The sequence below is a fragment of the Vibrio sp. 10N.286.49.E11 genome (assembly GCF_041469505.1).
Lineage (GTDB): Bacteria > Pseudomonadota > Gammaproteobacteria > Enterobacterales > Vibrionaceae > Vibrio > Vibrio crassostreae_C.
This window is the reverse complement of the sequence record NZ_JBFRKQ010000039.1, coordinates 18,268-40,402: the sequence shown is the minus strand read 5'-3', so window position 1 is coordinate 40,402 and position 22,135 is coordinate 18,268. Positions and strand designations below refer to the sequence as shown.

Genomic DNA, 22,135 nt, shown 5'->3' with positions numbered 1-22,135 from the left:
ATAGTCGACGTCAGTATGGATTTTTAATGACTTAGCGGCATACTGGGGCAATAAGTCAGAAATGAGCCGTTATAAGGCAGTATATAGAACAATAGTGTTAGAGGTTCGTAAATGCCAAGTGGTTCTAGCAAGCAGTGGTCTGCCAGAGTAGTATCTTTTCTTTTTTTCCTTGCGATAGTAAGCGCAATTGAGTTCTTTCATGTCAAGCAATTAACTTTTCTTAAAAACGAATCGTATTCAGAGGCAAAAAAGCAACTATCCATTATTCGTTCTCGGATTGAAGCCGCGATCGTGTCAGATATGTATATCCTCAATAATTTCTCGACCTTAGTGACCATCAACCCCGATGGAGAGGTAAAAAATTGGGATAAGATTGCAGAGAATATCATTCAAGATGGCTTCCATATTCGACTTATCGGACTCGCCAAAGACGACATTCTAAATTTTGTTTACCCGATGGAAGGTAATGAGCAGATTCTCGGTATTAATTATCGTGATCACCCAAATCAATGGGAGTCTGTTGAGATAGCCCGTAATTTTGGCAACACCTTTATTGCTGGTCCTTTTGAGCTGTTTCAAGGTGGGCAAGCCCTTATTACACGTACTCCGATCTTCCGAGATCCGCCTTTTAATCAAGATTATTGGGGTGTCTCCAGTGCTGTTATCGGTTTAGATGAGCTGTTTGAAGATGTTGGAATCGGCAAGATAGAGAACAAGTATGAATTAGCAATTCGTGGTGCAAACAGTTCAGGGAAAGATGGCGCTGTCTTTTATGGTACTCAGGATGTGTTCGATAATGCGTTTGCCACTGAACAGGTGAGTTTTCCATACGGGGGTTGGTACCTTGCTCTCTCCGGTAACGAACATGTATTGATGGATGAGCCTTGGTATCGCATCCAAGCGGTAAGGCTGGTGGGCTACTCCATAATATTAGTGCTGGCGTTTGCTTTCTTTACTATTTATCGCCTTTACCGCATTGCAGATAGCCGCTCTATGCATGATGAGTTAACGATGTTGCCGAATCGTCGATACTTCATGTATAGCCTCAAGCAGGCCTTCAAAACCACTCAAAAACAGAGAGCGAGAACCTTTGCTGTTGTAAATATCGACCTCGATGGGTTTAAAGCAATCAACGACACTTATGGTCACGCGGCAGGCGATCAGGTATTGATCGAGTGTGCTAACCGCATAAGAAGTGAGCTGCGTGTTTCAGATATCGTTGCAAGGATTGGCGGTGATGAGTTCTTGGTCTTGTTGCCACGCATCATCGATGATCAACACGTATCTTCAATCGTGACTAAACTACGAAAGGCGATATGCTCGGCGCCAGTTGTGTACGAAGCGCACTCTATTTATCTCAGAATCAGTGTGGGTTGGGTTATTCACAATAGTAACTACAATGATGTCGATGCGCTCTTGAAAGCCGCTGATGAAAAAATGTACGAACAGAAGCGACAAGTTATCTAGGTTGAATTTTAGCTGCGATTAGAATTTAGTTGCTGAATGGGGGGAAAAGCCTCAGAATACCGCGCTTTGCTCCGTATCAATGTATTTGATGAGCAAAAGCTGAAGCAACGCACTTTTTAACGTGTTGCTCATACTAAATGTTATTCAACTGAGAAAATAATCTATGAGTTTTACCTCCCTTGGCCTTTCTGAACCGATCCTTAAAGCTATTGAAGCACAAGGTTACGATAAGCCATCACCAATACAAGAGAAAGCCGTGCCAGCTGTCCTAACGGGCAAAGATGTTATGGCCGCTGCTCAAACAGGTACAGGTAAAACTGCAGGCTTCACGCTACCTATTCTTGAAATGTTATCGAAAGGTACTCGCGTACGTCAGAACCAAGTTCGTGCGCTCGTGCTAACGCCAACTCGTGAGCTTGCTGCGCAAGTGAATGGCAGCGTAGTGAAGTACGGTATTAACTTACCGCTGACTTCGACGGTAGTGTTTGGTGGTGTGAAGATTAACCCTCAGATGCAAAAACTGCGTAAAGGTAGTGACGTGTTGGTGGCAACACCTGGTCGTCTACTTGACCTATACAACCAAAATGCAGTGCGTTTTGACCAACTAGAAATCCTAGTGCTAGATGAAGCGGACCGCATGCTAGACATGGGTTTCATCCGCGATATTCGTAAGATCTTAGCTTTCTTGCCTAAGAAGCGTCAGAACCTACTGTTCTCAGCGACGTTCTCTGATGATATCCGCAGCTTAGCGAAAGGCTTAGTGAACAATCCTGTTGAGATTTCAGTAAGCCCTGCAAACTCGACGGCAAAAACGGTTGAGCAAAGCATCTACCCAGTAGACAAAAAGAAAAAGAGCGCAATGCTAGCGAAGCTAATCAAAGATAACGATTGGCAACAAGTGTTGGTGTTCAGCAAGACGAAACACGGTGCGAACAAGCTTGCTCGCTTCCTTGAAGAGCAAGACATCACTGCTGCACCTATCCATGGTAACAAGAGCCAAGGTGCACGTACTAAAGCCTTAGAGAACTTCAAAACAGGTAAGGTACGAGTACTTGTTGCAACTGATATCGCCGCTCGTGGTATCGATATCCCGCAACTGCCTCAAGTAGTTAACTTCGATCTTCCTCATGTATCAGAAGACTATGTACACCGTATCGGTCGTACTGGCCGTGCAGGTGAAGTAGGTAAAGCGATTTCATTGGTTTGTGCTGATGAAGTGGGTGAGCTGTTCGGTATTGAACGCCTGATTCAACAAGTGCTAGAGCGTCGTGAACTGGAAGGTTTCTCTCCAGTAAATAAGTTACCTGAGTCTCGGTTGGATTCACGTCCAATCAAGCCTAAGAAACCGAAGAAAGCAAAACAGCCACGTGAACATGCTGATGGTCAACGCTCTGGTGATAACGCTCGCGGGCACAAGCCAGCAGGTAAGAACAAGCGTCATGTAGCTGGTAATGGTTCGGCTCCAAAGCGTAAGCCGACATCTGGTAAGAAACCTGCTGAAAACAACTCAGCTGCGACAACTGAAGATAAATCAGTAAGAAACAACGGCAGCAACTTTAAACGCGGTAGTGCGGGCAATAAACCTGCTGCAAATAACGCAGGTGCTCAGAACACTCTGAGCAAACCAAGCGGTGCGGGTAAATCTAACGGTACTGGTAAGCCAAACAACGCGGGTAAACCTGCAGGCAAACCTAAGAAGTCTGGTTACGGCGGCAGCTACGGCCCAAGCAAGTCGTCAAATAAGCCGACAAGCAACAAACCTTCGACAAACAAACCGTCTCGAAGCCGTTCTAAGCCAGCTCCTCAGAAGTAATCTTTTCTGAGATATTGAAAGAGCAATGAACAGGAGTCGCTTTATAAAAAGGCGTCTGGTGGGTTAAGTTCTTTCTGTCATAGAAATCGAATAAGCGCGAATATTGAATCTCAATGTTCGCGTTTTTTTATGGGCGTTGTTTAGGGTGTTGTTTATGTTGAGTAACCGTATAGCTTGAGTAAGCTAGGGGAGGTTTATTGCTGTTTAAAGTGATTGAATCTAAGGGAAATATGACATTTTTGGGAAGGGTAATGAATCTTTAATTATTCATTAATAATAACATAATCACTAGCGTTTTTGTTGGATTTTGCAATTTGCAATTCCAGTTTGCAAAACAAACAAGGATATACGGCCAATACGTGTCCAGATGCGTAGTAAATACGTGTTTTAAAAGTTGGCACGCATGCTGCATTAGTAATAGTGACCCTTCTTAAGCCGAGGGTCACCTAGCCAACTGACGTTGTTAGTGAACCTTTCTTGTTCACACAAAATATATGACCAATCACCCTTATTGTGATTGGTTTTTTTTTGCCTGAATTTTAGGTTCTATTTTTTGTTATTACTTTTTTACTCACCACACTTCGAGTAACAGCTTGGTTGGCGTGGGCATTCTCCACCTCTGGAGCAGATAAGCCTCGCCTCTGTCTCAATCCCACGTTCAATCCAATTTATATTTAGAATCTTGGCTATTGTCGTGAGATCTTTTTTGATGTTACGCGGAATTGCCACAGAGCCACCATTGTTAACGCATGACGCTTTAAGCTGCTCTGCTATGTCTCTTGAATTACCGCCTTGAGCATCAATTGCAGGGTTGAGATCTATACCAGCACACAACACACGATTGTTACCCGCAGGATCCGTCATATTGATGGATTCACAGCAGTAGATCCTTGGCTCATCACCCACGTTCAAAATGGATATTTGAGCCGAGCTTCCCGCTCGAGGTTCTGATAATCGACGGAACACAGCCCAATGTTGACATGGGTCAGCGACCGTTCTCATATTTCCCCAAGGCAGTGGAATCCCGTTTCCGCGATATACCGCCTTGAGTTTCCCCGGCCCATAAGCATCAAAGTAGTGCCAGTGAGGGTAGGGCGATACTACAGTCATTCGACGCATCGCAACAGAGGGGGAAACCCCTGCTCTTTTGTGAACGTCGATTTCGTAACCAGTGCGGTCGAGTAGCTGTCTAAACGGAACTTTCGGACACAGAAGTGCACCAGCAAAGAAGCTAGATTCAAAGTCTCGCCATGCTTGAAGAATATCTTGGGAGTTGAGCTGTGAAGATCCCGATATCTGGTTGTCGTCCCACGTGTTGTTGTTACCGACCGACAACACACTCTTTAGGCCCTCTTTGCTGTGCAGAATGCAATGACCGATATAAACCGAAAGGTCGTATTTCAGACGGGTTGGGTACTCTTTAAGGATCTCGTTTAAGAAGATAGTACCGGGAGGCTCAAAGAAGGAGGTCACCAACTGCTTAGCGTTAATTCCGAGCTCATCGACTACGTCTTGCGGCGTTCGCGTTACCCAGCGGATGTTGATTCCTAGGCTTCTAGCGATGTCTATCAGGTCTTCTACGCTGAGGTTAAGACGTTTTAAGCCTACTTCTTCCGCAGCGCGCTCAAGGTCAGGGAAGTGGTTCTGGTTGCTCTCTTGGTGTGCTCGAATCAAGAGGTGCGCAAACTGGCGGCCTGAAATGCCCGTTTGTGACAGCATCTCAGGAATCGCAATTTGCAGGATGTCGTTTGAGAATAGGAAGCTCGGCTCGAGCGCCATGCCACTTATCCCACCACGATTCCCCTTATCAGGAGCAATGGCTTGTTGTTCAGATTCGTCGTCGAGGAACCACGCCGGATTCTTCTGAAAGACCTGTGCAATCACTTCCAGCATATCGATGCTCGGAACCCGCTTTCCACGTTCAATCATTGAAAGGTAAGAAACGGAAGGAGCACATTCTGGGTCGATTCTAATACAACGCGCAGACAGGTCTTCCATCGTTAAATGGTTACGTTTTCTTAGGTTACGTATTTTCGTACCTAGGAAATGTGACTGACGAACTAAACTTTTTGACAAGGCCATATTTGTAAAATTCACATTGTAAAATTTTTGTTGTGAAATTGTATGTAAAAAAGCGCTAATCTACAAACTAAGCAATTCACAAAATGACAAATAAATTAAACGTTAGTTTGGAATAATTGCTCTAGGACACATTTTTGCTGTAGAAATCGGTGGTTATCACCGGACTGGTCAAGAGGGAAAGACTATGAATATGCTTACATTCGATAAAACAGAAATCCAAAAACAATCAAAGCCATTTATCGCTGAAGCTGTCTTTGCCGTGGAGACAATCAATGCTAATCAGCAAACTGAAAAGCAAGTGAAAGCAAAGCAGCTGCTTGATCGACTATTCCCACTAGAGAATGGCTCACATCAAGACGTAACCAGCTACGTAGTCGATTACCGCCATATTATGGCTTACTTTAAAGACGGTCAGCACAGCGGTCTGAAGCACCCTAAGCAGTTTGTAGCGTACATGGGTGAGAAGAACGACCCAGACTCTATCTTGTTTCGAGATGGCAGTGGCAGCCACCTAGAGGTGATGTTTGGTTGCCACAAAGGGACAGGTTGTATTGAGCTAGTAGAAATTGATGATATTCAGTTGGAATCATGCACCACGTTTGGCCAATCACCAATGGAAGCAACAACCACAATGCGTGAAGAGACCATTGCAGCGATGCGCCACTGGATCAGTTTGATTCAAGGTGACGCAAAGGGTAAACCAAAGGCATGCAGTGAAGATAAAGAGTTCAGAGCAAAGAGTGGTGAAGACTACTGCTTGAATTATTGCTTCCAGATCTAACGGTGAATCCTAGTTAGCTAAAGTAATTTATACAACTAAAGAAAAAGCCCCGAAGATAATGTCTTTGGGGCTTTCTAGTCTCAATACGAGCCGACTAATATGTCGATAAGAGCATTGTTGGTGTGTTTTACAAAGGCATGACTCGGTTACGGCCAAGTGATTTCGCTTCATAAAGTAGCTTATCAGCACGTTCAATCAGCGATTGAGCTGATTCGCCGGGTTCAAGTTCAGCGACACCAAACGATGCAGTGATACTGCCGACTTGTTGACCACTGCGGCGATCTTTAATCGACAGCTTTTCTAGAGAGCGACGATTGGTATCAGCGAGTTGACGAGCAATACGCAAAGACTTGTTAGGCACAATCAGCGCGAACTCTTCACCACCAAATCGATAGGCAGAAATACCTTCACGGCAACTTAACTTCAGCTTGCGAGCGATCGCTTTAAGCACCATATCGCCAAACAAGTGGCCATAGGTGTCGTTGAAATTTTTAAAGTGGTCGATATCGAGAAGAATCAGACACAAAGATTGTTGTGCTTCACACAGGGTTTCTATGTCACGGTCGAAAGAGCGACGGTTATAGAGTGTGGTTGTACTATCGAAAAGCGCATCTTTCTGAACTTCTACTAACTGGGTTTTTAGCTTGGTGATCTCTGAGGTTGCAGAGTTTAGCTGAGAGTTTAAAAACTGAGTAGAGTGACGAATATGACGGGATTCAGACACCAGCTGTCGAACTAAGGACATGACTTCATCAATAGATAGGCTTTCATTATCAACACGAGCCAAGTCCTCGAAGCTTTTATCGATCATGTCAGAAAAAGCGGAGGTGTCGGTCAGGGTGTCATTCATTGAATTGGAAACTTCAGAAACTAACAGTTCCAAATTAGCGCGAAGGTCATTGATATTGGTTTCGGATTTGCTGGCAACATAATTGTTGTATAGCTGCTCACCAACGGCAGGAGGACAAATACCGTAGTGTTCTAAAACACCATCCATGTCTTGAGTCAGCTGGGGAATAGCGTTATCGACATAGGTGTACCAAAGTGCGTAATTTGCAGGTGTCGTTGACACCCTGTTCTTCATCATAAGAGGCACCGCTTTTTTTAGATTTGCGGTGGATTTCTGAAATTCGTCTTTGTTCATTATTTTTACTGCAGATACCAAAACAACTAAGCCACTTGCGAACAAGGTTAGCGGATTTCGAAGGTCTTTGCTTTAAAAATTATATGATTAGTGGATGAGGGTTGGATAAATAACTCATTTTTATTATGAATATCGATTGCGTATTCATAAGTACAATCTAATGGATTGTTCTTTAACCATATTTGGGCTTATCAAACTTTCGGCGTAGCGTGAGTTAGTATCAAAAGATTGCTGAGAAATGAGTGTTGTTGTCTCTGGAAGTGCATACAAAAAGTGAAGTTATTTGGGCGTCGAGCTTTAACTGAGAGTGGTTAGATTGGGAGGCTTGGCTGGTGATTTGCATTTGTTCAGAGTTTACGGGGGAAAGCCTGTATCGAGAGGGGAAATGTTTATAAGCAGGCATAAAAAAGCGCCGATAAAAATCAGCGCTTTAAAATTCTTTTTAGCTATAAGAGCTAATTATTGAGCAACAACGTTTGCTGCTTGTAGGCCTTTTTGACCATTTTCAACTTCGAAAGAAACCTTTTGGCCTTCTTTCAGAGTTTTGAAGCCTTCAGAAACGATTGCACGGAAGTGTACGAATACGTCAGCGCCGCCGTTGTCTTGAGAAATGAAACCGAAACCTTTCTCTTCGTTAAACCATTTTACAGTGCCAGTATTTGTGTTAGACATAATTTGTCCCTTATTCATAAATTTTCTAAGTTGTTGATTGCATTTAATGCAATGCGCTGATAATTGAATTATTTAATATTGCTAAGAAATAAGGAAAAACTACTTACAAAAACGGGTAACGATTTTACATGTCAATTTTTTACTATTCATCTAACTTAAATAACTCCGGCTAACAGAGCGAGAGCATGTTAACACAGTCTTTTGAGATGTACACGCATTGCTTAAGAAATTTGTGCTTTTTTTGTCATACCGTGCGAATGTACAAGATTTACACTGATTTAGTGATAGTTTTGTCGCTTCGTCCAACACAACAAAAGGAAGCATCTCAGCTTCCTTTTGATCATTAGTATAGACGATATTAACGCTTAAAGTTGATATCTTCAGTTTGATCTAAATTTATTTTTGTTTTCGCTGGTTGAGTCTCTGCAATCACCTTACCGTGTCGTATTGAGTACTGCACTGGTACTTGGCGGCGCACTGCATCAAAGCCATTGTCAGCAGGAAGAATCAGTAAGCTACCTGGCTTACCTTCTTCGATGCCGAAGTTGTCTTGTATGTTCAATGTGCGAGCAGAGTTCTTGCTGATCAAATCAAGTGAGTTGTTGATTTGATCGTAGCCCATAACCTGTGTCACATGCAGTCCCATGTGCAGAACTTGAAGCATGTTCGCTGTGCCCAGTGGGTACCATGGGTCAAACACATCATCGTGGCCAAAACAAACGTTGATGTTTGCTGCTAGCATCTCTTTAACGCGCGTTACACCGCGGCGTTTCGGGTAATCGTCGAAACGGCCCTGTAAGTGAATGTTCACTAACGGGTTTGCCACGAAGTTGATACCAGACATCTTCAATAGACGGAATAGGCGAGATGCGTAAGCACCGTTGTAAGAGCCCATTGCAGTCGTGTGGCTAGCGGTTACTTTCTCGCCCATTTCAAACTTATGAGCAAGAGCTGCTAATGTTTCCACAAAGCGAGACTGTTCGTCGTCGATTTCATCACAGTGAACGTCGATCAGACAGTCGTACTTGCGTGCAAGCTCGAACACATAATGCAAAGATTCAACCCCGTATTCACGAGTGAATTCGAAGTGAGGGATAGCACCGATAACGTCAGCGCCGATCTTCACTGCTTCTTCAAGCAACTCTTTGCCGTTAGGGTATGAAAGAATACCTTCTTGAGGGAATGCAACGATCTGGATGTCGACCCACTCTTTCATCTCTTCACGAACTTCAACCATCGCTCTTAACGCAACGAGTGTTGGGTCAGACACATCAACGTGTGTACGAACGTGTTGAACACCGTTAGCTATCTGCCATTTCAGTGTTTGCTTGGCACGAGACTTTACGTCTTCGATTGATAGCAGTTCTTTGCGCTCAGCCCAACGCTCAATACCTTCAAACAAAGTGCCAGAGATGTTCCAGTTAGGCTCACCAGCAGTTTGAGTAGTATCTAGGTGGATGTGCGGTTCACAGAAAGGAGTAACTGCAATGCCACCTTCAGCATCAAGGATGTCGCCTTGATGATTGATTTGCGCGCCATTATCGAGAATGCGAGAAAATTGACCATTTTCAATGAGAATCTGTTTCAAGCCTTCTTGGTCTTGAAGTTTCGCGTTCTTGATTAATAAGGTTGTCATAGTGTGTCCTTAAGCGGCCTGAGATTTCAGAGCTTTTTTGTTCAATAGAGGATTAAGCACGAGGTAACTGATTGCACCACCTAACACTGCGTTCAAAGGAACAACGCCAGGTAGGAAGTGACCAGCGGCTACGCCTGTTGCTACCGCGATAATGCCAGCCCAGTTAACGGTTTGGAACTCTGCATTTGCAAAATCTTTGTAACGTTTACGGTTCGCGAAGAAGTCGGCGATGATTACGCCACCAATTGGTGGAATCGCCAGCGAAAGGAAGGTTAACCAACCAACGAAGTTGTTGTATAACCAAAGTGCGAAAATCGTACCGATAATGCCGTTAATGATTGACATTGTAGTACTTGAGCGACCAGTGATGTTAGATAAACCCAAACCGGATGCATAAAGTGCATTTTCATTGGTTGTCCAGATATTCAAGCCAAGCACGATGATGGCTGGAAGCAGCAGACCTTGCGCGATCATCACATCTGAAATATCAGCCTGACCGGTTGCTGCTGCTCCTGCTGCGCCGAAGATAAACATCAGCGAGTTACCGATGAAGAACGCAACCATAGTAATTAATACTGCGCTTGCTGGCTTTTTACCGAAGCGAACGAAATCGGCCGTTAACGTACCCGCACTTACGAACGAACCTACAACCATTGCAAGAGCCATTGAAAAGTCCATTGGCGTCTCTGGTTTAATAAGTTGCAGTTGCTCTAGTCCACCAACACTGTCTACCGCAGTCAGTACTGAGTAACCACCCAGAATCGCAATCGCAGGCACTGCAATCGCTGAAAGCACCATTAGCGCTTTAATGCCGAAGTACACTGTACCCGTCATCAATAAGCCAGATACGATAATCAAGGTGTTGGTATCAATGCCCGTTGCTTTTTGTACTGGAATAGCAAACATCGCAACACCCACACCAAACCAACCGACTTGTGTACCACCAAGTAAAGCAGAAGGAAGCCATGAGCCTTTAGTACCGAAAGAGAAACGAGCAAGGAGGTGGGTAGAGAGGCCAGTAGATGAGCCGATGTAGCCAAGAAAAGAAGTGTAAATACCGAGGATTAGGTTACCGATGAGAACGGCGAGGAAGAAATCGTTGAATGAAAGACCTGTCCCGAGTGAACCACCTGTCCACATACTTGCAGAGAAGAAAGTGAGTCCAAGCATTACCATGGTGAGTGAAGCGACTCCTTTCCTAGCCGATGTAGGAACCGGCCCTAGACTGTAGTTATTATCAGCAGCCATTTTTTACCTCCGCAAATGATCAAAATTAAAATTAACGGTCGCCGTATTGCAGGCAAACTTGCGCATTGTGGTGATATAAATCACATAGTCAATGCTAATTTTGTCAATAATTGCCCATAAAAACCAGTTATTGCAGTAATTATCTTGTAAAACATAGGGTTATTTTCTGTCTTTATTTAAAAAAAAACAAATAGAAAACGTTTTCTATAATGCGTTGGTTATCTGCTGTTCTTGGTTGGCTATGAATGCTTATTATTATACGTCTGAATGGGTGTCTGTATCGAAAAAGAGGGCGGTTGGCCAAACTGCAGGCAAAAAAATAGCCAATCGCAATAATCGCAATTGGCCTATATATTTTGTGAACAAGAATAGGTTCACTAACAACGTCAGTTGGCTAGGTGACCCTCGGCTTAAGAAGGGTCAATATATACATTGCAGTTAGTGTGCCAACTTTTAAAACCACGTAAAACGGCAGTTTTATAGCAATCTGGTGCGTATTTGAGCGTTTAATTTGCGTTTTTGAATACCCAATTGCAAAATGCAATTGCGATTTGCAACTTTAGAGTGTTTATTCGTTTTTCGGGTTTGTGTTCTTTCTGGCGACGAATGGTGAAATAAACAAAAAGCCCGTGCGATCTAAGAGCGCACGGGCTTGGGTATTGTTTCACCAATAGGAAGTATTAGATGGAGTAGAAGAAGTACAGTTGAGACTTCATTCTAATGATGATCCCGCGTATTACGTCTAGGAACGCCATAAAGCTGATAGGCTTCTCACCGCTTACCCACGCTAATCCGACAGAGCCAACAGGAATATCGTAACCCTCTGCCTCATCAATTTTTAAACGAACAAAGTGGTGCTTGTTCTGAAGGTTTTTGCCTGTGGTAACACGAACCTGCTCATCGATACCCAGCAAACTTGCTTGCGCTTCACCAGTGGCTTCTACAATGCCTTCTACGGTTGCAGAGAACACTTTTCCTGGGTATACCGCTGTCGCAAATTCCGCAGGTTGTCCGACCTTAATATTACGAATCGCTTGGTGGTTAACTCGCATCAGCACGTACTTCTCTTCGGTATACATCTGGATACGAGGCATCATTGAAACACGCTGACCTTCACGAAGAATAAAGTTCGTTACAAAGCCGTCAGTCGGTGCCGTGACTTTGGTGCTGTTCAAGTCCCATTGTGCTTGTGCCAGTGTTGCCTTTGCTGAATCGACCTCAGTTTGCTTCTTGCTCACATTGGTTTCAGCTTTGTTGATGTTCAACTTCGCATTCTCGGCATCGACTTCTTTCTTGCTAAGCTGAGATTCCAATGTCGTAACGTTATACGTCGCTAAGTCTACCTTTGCTGTTTGTTGGTCGATGTCAGTTTCAGTGATCGTATGTTCTACCACTTTGTTTTGCTTCTGGTAACGATCAAGCGTCTTTGACTGCAGTACTAAGTCTGTTTTAGCCGAATCTATTTGTGCGACTGAAGCTTTGATGTCTTCAAGCGCCGATTGATAGCTGACTTTTGCAATGCTCACTTCTTGACGAGCTGTGTCTAAAGCGACCTCTGCAGACTCAAGTTGAACGCTGGCTTTGTCTCTTGCGATGACATATTTAGTGTCATCAATTTCGTAAATTAGCTGTCCTTCAGTCACATCCTGGTTTGGGTCGATGTGGACTTTGGAAGTTTTTCCCGACACATTAGTTGAATCGGGACGCAGCTGAATATGTGGAGACTGAACCACTGAGCCTCCCGATATTATCTTGAAGCTGGCTGATAGAGTGGATATTGAAAGGCTAGGTCCTCTCTCTAACTGGTTTTTCTCGGGGCACGATCTGGCGTCGTCTATACGCCGAGTTAACATCGGGTTGCACTGTTTGCAGTCCGGGGCTTTTCTATATGGCGCTCAAGTCGGTAATTTCATCAAATGGTGCTACGACAATCCTGCTTATACTGAGGTGGGTAAAGTTCATGACTCAATTCGAGTTGCCATCTTTATGATGAAGATATTAAGGCGTTACTTGGGAGACGACTTTACTCCCGCAGCCGTCTCTATCGCAGGTTATCGCGAGAACACTCAACTCTATCAAGAGTATTTTGGGTGCAATATTCAGTGGGGCCAGCCACGAACTGAAATCTGGATACCAAGCCAGTCGAGGTTATCGAGCAATCAAGCCCCTTCTAGCGGCAAGATGAGCTTGGCAATGAACTTTCATGACTTAGATAATTACCTCAACATGCCTGATGCCGCGGATGAGCATAAGGTGACCTATGAGATGATCAATTACAGTCGCCATTTCGGCCTGCCAACACTGCATAAAGTGTCGAGTTTGCTTGGGTTATCTGAACAGCAATTTCAACGTCGATTGCATAACTTAGGCATCAACTTTTCTACCATTATGGGCTATGCGTTAAGTAATGTGGCGGTGGAGTTGTTGATGTATTCAGTGCCAATAGATAAAGTCGCGATGAGGCTCGGCTATACCAATGTCGCGAGCTTTAATCGGATGTTTAAGAAACATCGAGGTTTGACACCCAAGCAATATGTTGAGCGCCTAAAAACTGGCCTGTAACTATTCAGAGCTAACTTATGGTTCGTTTATGGATCAGGCTGGACAAGTAAACCATCCCCCAAGTACTCAAAATGAAAGGGGCGGTGAGTGGTAACAGTGACAGTTCATGAAAACCAAGTGTGATGAGACAGCTTAACAGCATGCCTAATAGGATTAACGGCCAACGGATTCGCGGATAGGGCACAAGTGCTAAAGTGGCAAGAATGGCGTTGTACCCGTAAAGACCTTGGGCTACCAGTTCGTTAGAAGCGCCAATCAACCCGCTAAATACGGTGCTAATTATTACTGCGAGCATAACCCAAATGGCATGCTTGATATTGTTGAGTGCGATGGCGACTAAGATAACGAGCCCCGACAACGCATTTTCGATGAAGCTGACTTGGCTTATCCCTTTTAACAACGGGATCACCACTGTCGGCAGGTTGAACCACGAGTTAGCCTCAATACTGATGAGTGGCATCAGTGCGGAATCAGGTGCAGAAAACGCTGACAGCTCAAAGGTTGATTGGATAATATAAATCAGCCAAGTGGTGAGGATAAAGGCGCTAGTGTAACCGCGATATTTCTCAAAACTGAATACGATGTGGGCAATCGGCACCGTGAGTAATGCACCTAACGCAGTCACTAAAGCCAATAATGGTGTCACACCAAAAAAGTTACCGATAAATAAACCAATCAAAGCGCCATTTAGCGCGTACATTCCACTATCAATGTCGTCAACTGACTTGTTGGTGTTGGTGTTGGTGTTGGTGTTGGTGTTGGTGTACATATAGCCATAGAAAGCTAATGCATAGCTGCAACTGGCGCCAAGTAAGGTAAGAAAAGCCAGCGCCAGTGACTCAATAGAAATGGCAAGCAACAGCAAAGTCGACGTCATGATAGACGGTGTGAAATAGACTTGCCCAATGCCATTGAGCAAGCCTTGAAACGGCAGAATATCCTTGTTCGTTTTCATCGTCTGATTACATTATTGAGTCATGTTAAATTTTTGTAATTCAGATTGTATACAATTTTATCAAGTTCACCATCTTCGAGTGTTAATTCTGATACCAGCGTTCACCATAAGCTTGTTGGTAATCTGGTGTTTCAATGATGCCTTCTTGTTCTGGAACGGTTTCTAACGGCCCAACAACAGTTCTATAGGGTAATACGCCAGCCCAAACTGGAATGTCCATATCGGCTTTATCATCATTCACTCCATGTTTACTAATCTTCACGGAAGCTTCTGTTAAAGGTATCGCCAACAACTCGGTCGCAGTGAGTTCTTTTTCATTACTGAGCCTCACTTCATCGGTTCTGCCCGGTGCGATTTGCTCAATAAAGATATTCAACAAGCGATCCTTTTCTTGATTGTCATCGATGACTGAAAATGACCCCAATACCACAGCAGAACGATAATGCGCACTATGATGAAATGCCGAACGAGCCAGCACCCAACCATCGAACAAGGTGAACGTTAAACAGGTTGGTTCTCCCTTTTTTAGTCCTTTTAGTAGGCGACTGTTTTTAGCTCCATGAATGTAGACTATATCACCCACTCGCCACGCGAGCATCGGGATGACCATTGGTCCTTGTTCGCCCTGCAATGCAATGTGTGCGATTAAGCTCTCATCAATAATTTGGTGCAGTTTCTCTTGTTCAAATACGGCTTTGTGAGCCCCTTTTTTAATCGTGGTTCTTTTCGTGTTAGATAACATAATCGCTCCTTAATCATTGCCTTTTGATTAATGTAGCGATTAACTGGTCTATTAAATAGAGCCACTTTTAAACACTATTTGGATCCAGTTATGCAGCCTATCGATGTCGGTGATCTACAGTTAGACGAACAACACGGCACGCGTCAAACCGCCTTGTTCCACGCGATAAGAGAGAAGATCGTTCAAGATTTATGGAGCAAGGGCAGTAAGTTACCTTCAACACGTAAGTTGGCTGTCGAGTTATCGGTGAGTCGAAATACGGTGATTTATGCGTACGAACAACTGGTTACTGAAGGCTATATCGAGAGTAAGCAAGGCTCAGGGTTTTATGTCTCGGTTGAACAACCAGAACACTTTCTAAGTTTGTCTAAGCCAAACAGTGTTCAGGATCTGAAGGTCAAACAAACAGTCAGTAAACCGAGTACAAACATAGCGACACCTAACGACATTAACCGCAGCTTTGCCCCAGGAGTTCCTGACTTAGATGCGTTCCCTTTTGCGAAATGGCAGAGGTTGCTGCAACGTCACTCTACACGTCAGAACATTGCGGGCAATCAAGAGGTTCAGGGAAGCTCAGCCTTGAGGGAAGCGTTGAGTGGGTATCTTGCAAGCAGTCGTTCCGTTCATTGTAATGCCGACAGAGTCATCATCACCGCAGGTGCGCAGCAAGCCATCTCAATCGGATTAATGGCAACGTTAGCGATGGGCGACAAAATCCTCGTGGAGGAACCCGGTTATCGACAAGTACATAAAATTATCGATCTGTTGAGACTAGAGTTAGAAGGTGTAAGTGTGCGTGAAAAGGTGGGGTTGGATATTGAGAAAGTGTTGGCCAGTAATGCTAAGGCTCTGTATGTCACACCGAGTAACCAATACCCAATGGGCACGACTTTAAATACTGAGCAACGCCTTAAACTGATCGATTGGGCCAATCAACATCAGTCATGGATCATTGAAGATGACTATGACAGTGAGTTCCAGTTTGCTCATCGCCCTTATACCTGCATGCAAGGGTTGGCGGGAAAGTTGGGGTTCGATGATCGCATCATCTATGTCGGCTCTCTGAGTAAGGTTATGTTCAATGGCCTTCGATTAGGGTACTTAGTGGTACCAGAAAGTCTGGTGGCGAAGTGTCTTGAGATCAAAGACGCGCTTACTGGAGACACGGCGTCCCACACACAGGAAGCTTTGGCGGATTTTGTTCGAGAAGGCGACTTGCTGCGTCATATTAGAAAGATGCGTCGGTCATACAAACTCAAGTATGAAGCCATGATAGAAGCGATTGAAAGCGAGTTTAACGGTGATCTTGAAGTGATCAGTCAGGCAGCAGGGCTACATGTGACCGTGAAGTGGTATCAAGGTATATCTGAGACTGAATGGAGTCATAGAGCTGAGCTTGAAAATATCATCATTCGTCCGTTTGATTTTTATGAATATGGATCAAGTGATGCTCGTGATTGGAGTGGGGTGGTGTTGGGGTTTGGAAATATCCGATTGACTGACATAAAGCCGAAGATCAAACAGATCGCTCGGCTTTTTTATCAGTAATATTGGTAGGGCTTGTTTACCATTTTCTGATTCATCACGAATCGAGTTACAACTTGTCGATAGAGACGGTGGGTTTACCTTTACCTAGCCACTTCCGCCAAGGGAGTGACAATGTCACAAAAACAGTCACAGCATAGAGCATCGACCAACTTAAACAGATAAACACCAAGGTACAGATGACCAATGAAAGCATGGCAGTGTATCTAGATGCGCCTGTTAGTAATCGGCAAGCGGCTAACATTGCGAGCAGATAAACCAGAACAAAAATACCGTTGGCGAGCTTGAGAAAGAACTCAAGGTCTAAATTAGACAGCTCACCAATCACACACGAAATAAGCACGACAAAGCCAATTGCTAACGTTGGGTAGAGCGGTACGCCGCGGCTGTTCAGTTGAGCCATTCGACTTGCAGGGCTGTGTTGGCGGGCCTGAGCCCAGATCATCCGAGACAGGCTTTGTGTGTAAAGGTTTAGGCTGGCAAAGCAAGCAAAGAACCCCAGCACGCTGATGACGGTTTTGAAGCCATTACCAAACAGTTGTTCTGTTACCCAAGGGATGGATGCGGCATCGAATTCAGATGAACCGAAAGCACCCAGCTTAAGAATCACTACTGAACAAGCCCAGTACACTAGCCCCGCAACAAAACAGCCTGCAATGATGGCGATTGGGAAGTCACGTTGTGGATTTTTGAATTCCTCTCCCATGTGAGCAAAAGCTTCTATTCCGACAAAGCACCAAAACATGACAGCTAAAGCAGCGCCGATAGACCACATTGAATTGGATGAGATGGCAGGAAGAGCAACATCGGTTGCCGTGATGTCGGCTTTCCAAACAAAAGCGCTGACTAAGGCAAAAATCGACAATGCGATCACGGTTTGCAGTCGGCCAGAAGATTTACTGCCCATCAAATTGACGGCAATAAGCAGGGCGACGGTAAAGGATTGAGCACCAAGTGGTGTATCGAGAGGTGCGGGTAACAATTGTTGAGCAAAACCACCAGCCAGTGCAATGGCCGCTGGAATACCGACAGGAATAACACTCACAAACAACCACGCCACGCTTGTTTCTAATCGCTCGCTAAACGCCTGGCGCACAAAATAGGCAGTACCACCTGCATTCGGGTAGCGTTTTCCTAATGATGCGAAGGTCAGTGCAATCGGGCAAATAGCGATAAACAGGATTAACCAAGCGAGAAGAGACAACTGTCCTGCAATGCCTGCTGCGATCGCAGGGATCATAAATAATCCAGTGCCTAGCAAGGTCGTTGAGAGTTGTCCGATTCCTGAAATAAGCGTGATTTCTTGTTTGAGTTGTGTCATTCGCTCTCCTAGCTATTTGATTCTGGTCACGGTCTTCCAGTAACTTTCTTCTGGTGTGTGAGAAGTTATGATTGAGAGCATACATTGTTGACATCAATAATACAGCTAGCGAAACGTCGTAAGACACCGTCATTTTAACGGTATTAATCCGATTCAGAGTGAAAGTGTCGGCTGTCAGAATGGCTGTTATAAGTAGGAAAGTTGTGTCAAATTAGGCGTTATAAATAGAACAATAAATGAAAAGAATCAGAAGCATGGATAAATTTGATCGCCAGATTTTGGATATTCTCAAAACCAATGCACGATGCTCAGTGAGCGATATCGCCCGAGATGTCAGCCTCTCGCGCTCAGCGGTGAACGCCAGAATCAAGAAACTGGAAAGCGACAAAGTGATTACGGGCTACTGCGCTCAAGTGGCAGAACCCAACCAAACGAAGAATGTGTGCGCTTATATCTTGTTGAAGTTCGACATGTCGAGTAGTGACCATAGTTGTGAGTCTTACGCGAAACAAATCCAGAGTATTGATGAGGTGCAATGGTGCCACTCTATTAGCGGTGAGACAGATATGATGTTGTACGTGGAAGTGGAAAGCATGGAGAGCTTGAACCGAGTTCGCGATCAGCTGCAAAGTTACCCGGATCTTCGCCACTTAATGACTCATACGGTTTTGACCGAGTTTTTCAACAAACAGAATGCGACGGTGCACTCATGTTAGGCAATATCAACTTAAACCTACTGCGTTCACTGCATGTACTTCTTGAAGAGTGTCATGTGAGCCGTGCCGCCCAACGTTTGCATATCACACAATCCGCGGTGAGCCGTCAGCTCAGCCAGTTACGTGATTTGTGTGGCGACCCTTTGCTGGTCCGTGACGGCAACAAACTGGTGCCGACCAACCGTGCATTGCTACTCAAAGGTAAACTCGACGACCTGCTTGGCGAGTTTGACCACCTGTTAGATGATAAACCCTTCGAGCCGCAAGACTGGCAGGGTGAATTGGTGTTGTCTTCGAGTGATTATGTCGCTCAGTATATTCTTCCTGTTATTGTTGCAGAGGTGTCCGCCGAAGCGCCGAACATTAATTTGGCTTATCGATTGTGGCAGCCAAACTACCTTGAAGCACTGAACGAGTCTGGGATTCATTTGGCTTCCAGTATGTTTCCCACAAAGCCAGAACATGTCTCAAGTATCAAACTTGGTGAAGATAAGTCGGTGTGTTTGATGCGAAAGTCGCACCCGCTGGCTCAACAAGCGGTTTTGAGTGCAGAAGATATTGTTCACTACTCTCACATCAAAGTGACGGGTGGTGGAGATAAAGACAGTTACGCGGACATAGCATTGAAGAAGCAAGGGCTGAAGCGAAGAGTGGCTTTACAGGTTCCGTTCTTTTCATCTGCTGGTACTGTGTTATTGCAAGACGACTATCTGATGATCGTGCCAGAACATATCGCCTATAACCTAGGTCGACACCTCGATACTACCTACTTTTCGTTGCCATTTGATACGGAAATGCATACCTATTGGTTAATGTGGCATCCTAAATATGACAACGACTCTGCCCACAAATGGGCGCGAGAAAAAGCATTCCAAGCCATGCAAAAGTCGAGTTACAATATCAGTATGACTTGAAATCATAGGTGTGATGATAATCTTTGATTTCAAATAATACCTCCTGCGAATTATGGTAAGTGCCAAGTATTGAGTATTAAGCGTAGAGCGTTCAGCTGGAACGCTTTATTTTATTAGGAATGGAATGATGACAGTAACAATTTGGTTTTCTTTATTAGCGATTTGCTTGTTGGGTGCAATGTCTCCGGGCCCAAGCTTGGCGATGATCGCTAAACACAGTTTGGCTGGTGGCCGTATGAACGGGCTTATCGCAGCTTGGTCACACGCTGCTGGTATCGGTATTTATGCGTTCGCAACCATTGTTGGTTTAGCCGTTGTGCTTGAGCAATCCCCAATGTTATTTAAAGGTATTAGCTTAGCGGGGGCTGCTTATCTGCTTTATCTTGGCGTTAATGCGTTACGTTCGAAAGGTGGTGTTGCCGCGAAATTAGAAGCGGGTGAAAAGATGAGTTACATGCAGTCTGCTCGTGAGGCTTTCTTGATCTCTATCTTGAGCCCAAAGATCGCATTGTTCTTCATCGCTCTGTTTAGCCAATTTGTAGCGCTAGGTAATGAACTGACCAATCAAGTGATTATTGTCTCAACGCCGCTGATTGTCGACGGCCTTTGGTACACCTTTATCACCTTGGTACTGTCTAGCCCGTTGATTGTTGAACGTATTCGCTCGAAAGCTCAGTTGATTGATCGACTATCTGGCGTGGTGCTGATCCTGCTTGCTGTTCGCGTGGTGTGGACGATATAGCAGTAAACGATAAGAATAAGTAACTCATTAAAAAAGGCTCACTAGACGTTATCTAGTGAGCCTTTTTGATTTCTCTGGATTAGCTTTTGGAAGACTTGAGCTTATTAGCCTTCAGAGTTCAGTACGGCATCTAGCTTCGCCATCGAGTCTGAGAAGTAGGGGTTATAGGTCAAACGCGCATGGTTCTTCCCTTCTTCACGATAGCCCCAAGCTGAGTACCAAACCTCACTGGTTGCATTGCATTGTTCTTCAAACCCTTCTGCCTGACCATTGGAGCAAATCTTCTCGCTACCATTGATTCCGTAATAAGGGTTGTTTGGTGAGAACAGTAAGCCCATGTGAGAGCCGTTCGAGATGCGTTGCTCTGGGATCTTCATGCTGTACTGAACAGCGCGAGGATCCTCGAGAGTCGTCTCTCCTTGCCAAACCAACACATTGTTTGGATTCGGCATAGATTCAGTAAAGGCTTGCTGAACGTAGTTGGTGTCAATCACGCTGTCGCCTTCACTCATCATAATAAAAACTGGTTTATCGAAGTGTTTATCTTGTAAGTCACCACGTACGACTTCTGATGTCTCGTAGTAAACCGATGCACCATTCATTGGCAACGAGTTGTAACGCAACACATTGTCTTCAGGATCTTGATCCGCCCAAGTGACAAAGTAGCTTGCTAGTCCCGCGTATTGAACGGCAGACGAGCTCGGTTGAAACGCAGGTGAGAACAGCAGTAACCCAGAGATCTTTGGATCGTTCATCGCCTGTGAAGTCACGAGGTTCGCGCCGGTTGAATAGCCGCCTAGCCAAACAGAATCATACTCTTGCTCAAGTAACTTCGTATGATGAGCCACCACACCTTGCCAATCTTCTAGGCTCGGCTGCATTAAATCACCCACGCGACTGCCGTGACCCGGAAGTAATACGGTTCTCACTAAGTAACCTTGCTCTGCCAAATGGGTAGCGATGTCTTTAAATGAGTAAGGTGAGTCGCCTAATCCATGAACCAATAATACCGCCTTGCCGTTTGGCGAGGTTGGTTGATACTCGGTTGGTGAATTGAGTTGGATCTCGAGTTGCTTGTCTTCCGTCATGAACACGCGGTTTTTCAATAACCAATCTTGTGTGTCATTGACGTAGGCATCAAAGCTGTCTTGCTGATAGCTAGGCAAGTCTGGAGATGTTTCGTAAGCGGGTATCGGTGTCTCGTTGGAACAACCAACGAGACTTAAAGTCGTTAAGGCCAGCAGTGCTAGGAGGGGCTTTCTTTGCATTATGTAATCTTGTCTCTGTTGTGCTTTCACTATGTCTGAAACTAAAGTTTAGGTTACTTTTTGCTTGAAAGGTCTTCGTATTCACCTTCAATAACACCGGCATCATTGGTTGATGACTGACGAGTGTTCATATGAGCTGCGAAACCTTGTTTCTTCATTTGATTCTGAATGCGCTTGCCAGTAATTAAAGCTGCAATAGCTAAAGGAATAGCAAGGATCAAGCTTGTGAATAACGCCAAAAGGCCAGTAAACAATGCAACAATCGTAACTAATATATTTTTCATATTCATTCCTCTTTTTCTATGTTGTTACTTTATCGCTTCTATTCTGAACGAAACATGAACGCCGTTAATAAATCTCTGAGAGTCACTATGACACGGATGTGTGCTGTTAGGGAGTTTATATGTAGTCATAATCACGCACTAAAAACATGGAATAAAACTAAGTTTAATAAAATCAATATGTTAAAAGTTGGCACGCTTGATGCTCTATAGGGGTTGGAATAAGTCACTGTAAGCAAAGTACTT

18 protein-coding genes and 1 pseudogene are annotated in these 22,135 nt (G+C 44.5%); 8 read left to right on the top strand and 11 right to left on the bottom strand.

Annotated features, from left to right (window positions below):
- The first annotated feature begins 111 nt into the window (after positions 1-111).
- Together AB4167_RS08750 and AB4167_RS08745 are read left to right on the top strand one after the other, a co-directional pair.
- Positions 112-1,467, top strand: a complete 1,356-nt coding sequence (locus tag AB4167_RS08750; RefSeq protein WP_372136408.1) for a diguanylate cyclase — start codon at positions 112-114, stop codon at positions 1,465-1,467.
- A gap of 163 nt (positions 1,468-1,630) precedes the next feature.
- Positions 1,631-3,280, top strand: a complete 1,650-nt coding sequence (locus AB4167_RS08745; protein ID WP_017060608.1) for a DEAD/DEAH box helicase — start codon at positions 1,631-1,633, stop codon at positions 3,278-3,280.
- Between the two features lie 567 nt (positions 3,281-3,847).
- On the opposite strand, the gene AB4167_RS08740 is transcribed toward AB4167_RS08745, so the two are convergent.
- Positions 3,848-5,377: a DUF3612 domain-containing protein gene (locus tag AB4167_RS08740; protein WP_372136407.1), complete on the bottom strand. Its 1,530-nt coding sequence runs from the start codon at positions 5,375-5,377 to the stop codon at positions 3,848-3,850.
- 169 nt (positions 5,378-5,546) lie between these two features.
- Here AB4167_RS08740 and AB4167_RS08735 point away from each other — a divergent pair, with 169 nt between their 5' ends.
- A complete protein-coding gene (locus tag AB4167_RS08735; protein ID WP_017060610.1) occupies positions 5,547-6,143 on the top strand; it encodes a malate synthase in 597 nt (198 codons plus the stop codon).
- 127 nt (positions 6,144-6,270) lie between these two features.
- Here AB4167_RS08735 and AB4167_RS08730 read toward each other — a convergent pair whose 3' ends face one another.
- The 5 genes from AB4167_RS08730 to AB4167_RS08710 form a co-directional block, all read right to left on the bottom strand.
- Positions 6,271-7,287 carry a GGDEF domain-containing protein gene (locus AB4167_RS08730; RefSeq protein ID WP_017060611.1) on the bottom strand — a complete coding sequence of 339 codons (1,017 nt, stop codon included), beginning with the start codon at positions 7,285-7,287 and terminating at the stop codon, positions 6,271-6,273.
- Positions 7,288-7,746: 459 nt separating this feature from the next.
- Entirely contained in the window at positions 7,747-7,959 is a 213-nt protein-coding gene (locus tag AB4167_RS08725) for a cold-shock protein (protein ID WP_004740083.1), read from the bottom strand.
- Between the two features lie 358 nt (positions 7,960-8,317).
- Positions 8,318-9,595: a cytosine deaminase gene (locus tag AB4167_RS08720; RefSeq protein ID WP_136982714.1), complete on the bottom strand. Its 1,278-nt coding sequence runs from the start codon at positions 9,593-9,595 to the stop codon at positions 8,318-8,320.
- A gap of 9 nt (positions 9,596-9,604) precedes the next feature.
- Positions 9,605-10,843 (bottom strand): cytosine permease, encoded by a 1,239-nt coding sequence (gene codB / locus AB4167_RS08715; RefSeq protein ID WP_032546874.1) that lies wholly within the window; start codon positions 10,841-10,843, stop codon positions 9,605-9,607.
- 680 nt (positions 10,844-11,523) lie between these two features.
- Positions 11,524-12,576 (bottom strand): HlyD family secretion protein, encoded by a 1,053-nt coding sequence (locus AB4167_RS08710; protein WP_136982713.1) that lies wholly within the window; start codon positions 12,574-12,576, stop codon positions 11,524-11,526.
- Between AB4167_RS08710 and AB4167_RS08705 the strand changes: the two are divergent.
- A pseudogene (locus tag AB4167_RS08705) lies at positions 12,575-13,405 on the top strand (helix-turn-helix domain-containing protein); the annotation flags it as partial. The gene AB4167_RS08710 and the pseudogene AB4167_RS08705 sit on opposite strands and share 2 nt — an antisense overlap.
- A 10-nt stretch (positions 13,406-13,415) precedes the next feature.
- Here AB4167_RS08705 and AB4167_RS08700 read toward each other — a convergent pair.
- Together AB4167_RS08700 and AB4167_RS08695 are read right to left on the bottom strand one after the other, a co-directional pair.
- Positions 13,416-14,360, bottom strand: coding sequence for an urea transporter (locus AB4167_RS08700; RefSeq protein WP_372123021.1), 945 nt, complete (start codon positions 14,358-14,360; stop codon positions 13,416-13,418).
- An 82-nt stretch (positions 14,361-14,442) separates the two neighbouring features.
- Entirely contained in the window at positions 14,443-15,102 is a 660-nt protein-coding gene (locus AB4167_RS08695; RefSeq protein ID WP_136982712.1) for a pyridoxamine 5'-phosphate oxidase family protein, read from the bottom strand.
- A 90-nt stretch (positions 15,103-15,192) separates the two neighbouring features.
- On the opposite strand from AB4167_RS08695, the gene AB4167_RS08690 reads away from it, so the two are divergent.
- Positions 15,193-16,650, top strand: coding sequence for a PLP-dependent aminotransferase family protein (locus AB4167_RS08690; RefSeq protein ID WP_372136406.1), 1,458 nt, complete (start codon positions 15,193-15,195; stop codon positions 16,648-16,650).
- Between the two features lie 46 nt (positions 16,651-16,696).
- On the opposite strand, the gene yjeH is transcribed toward AB4167_RS08690, so the two are convergent.
- The gene (yjeH, locus tag AB4167_RS08685; RefSeq protein WP_017066490.1) at positions 16,697-17,968 is read right to left on the bottom strand and encodes an L-methionine/branched-chain amino acid transporter; all 1,272 of its coding nucleotides are present in this window, start codon (positions 17,966-17,968) and stop codon (positions 16,697-16,699) included.
- A gap of 254 nt (positions 17,969-18,222) precedes the next feature.
- On the opposite strand from yjeH, the gene AB4167_RS08680 reads away from it, so the two are divergent.
- From AB4167_RS08680 to AB4167_RS08670, 3 genes are all read left to right on the top strand, one after another.
- Complete coding sequence (locus AB4167_RS08680; protein WP_017061781.1) at positions 18,223-18,684, top strand: Lrp/AsnC family transcriptional regulator; 462 nt, start codon at positions 18,223-18,225, stop codon at positions 18,682-18,684.
- Positions 18,678-19,598, top strand: a complete 921-nt coding sequence (locus AB4167_RS08675) for a LysR family transcriptional regulator (protein WP_017061780.1) — start codon at positions 18,678-18,680, stop codon at positions 19,596-19,598. Before AB4167_RS08680 ends, AB4167_RS08675 begins: the two co-directional genes overlap by 7 nt.
- Before the next feature lie 127 nt (positions 19,599-19,725).
- Positions 19,726-20,340 (top strand): LysE family translocator, encoded by a 615-nt coding sequence (locus AB4167_RS08670; RefSeq protein WP_017061779.1) that lies wholly within the window; start codon positions 19,726-19,728, stop codon positions 20,338-20,340.
- 104 nt (positions 20,341-20,444) lie between these two features.
- On the opposite strand, the gene AB4167_RS08665 is transcribed toward AB4167_RS08670, so the two are convergent.
- Both AB4167_RS08665 and AB4167_RS08660 read right to left on the bottom strand, forming a co-directional pair.
- Complete coding sequence (locus AB4167_RS08665; protein ID WP_017061778.1) at positions 20,445-21,608, bottom strand: carboxylesterase; 1,164 nt, start codon at positions 21,606-21,608, stop codon at positions 20,445-20,447.
- A gap of 53 nt (positions 21,609-21,661) precedes the next feature.
- Complete coding sequence (locus tag AB4167_RS08660) at positions 21,662-21,892, bottom strand: hypothetical protein (protein WP_017061777.1); 231 nt, start codon at positions 21,890-21,892, stop codon at positions 21,662-21,664.
- Positions 21,893-22,135: the final 243 nt, after the last annotated feature.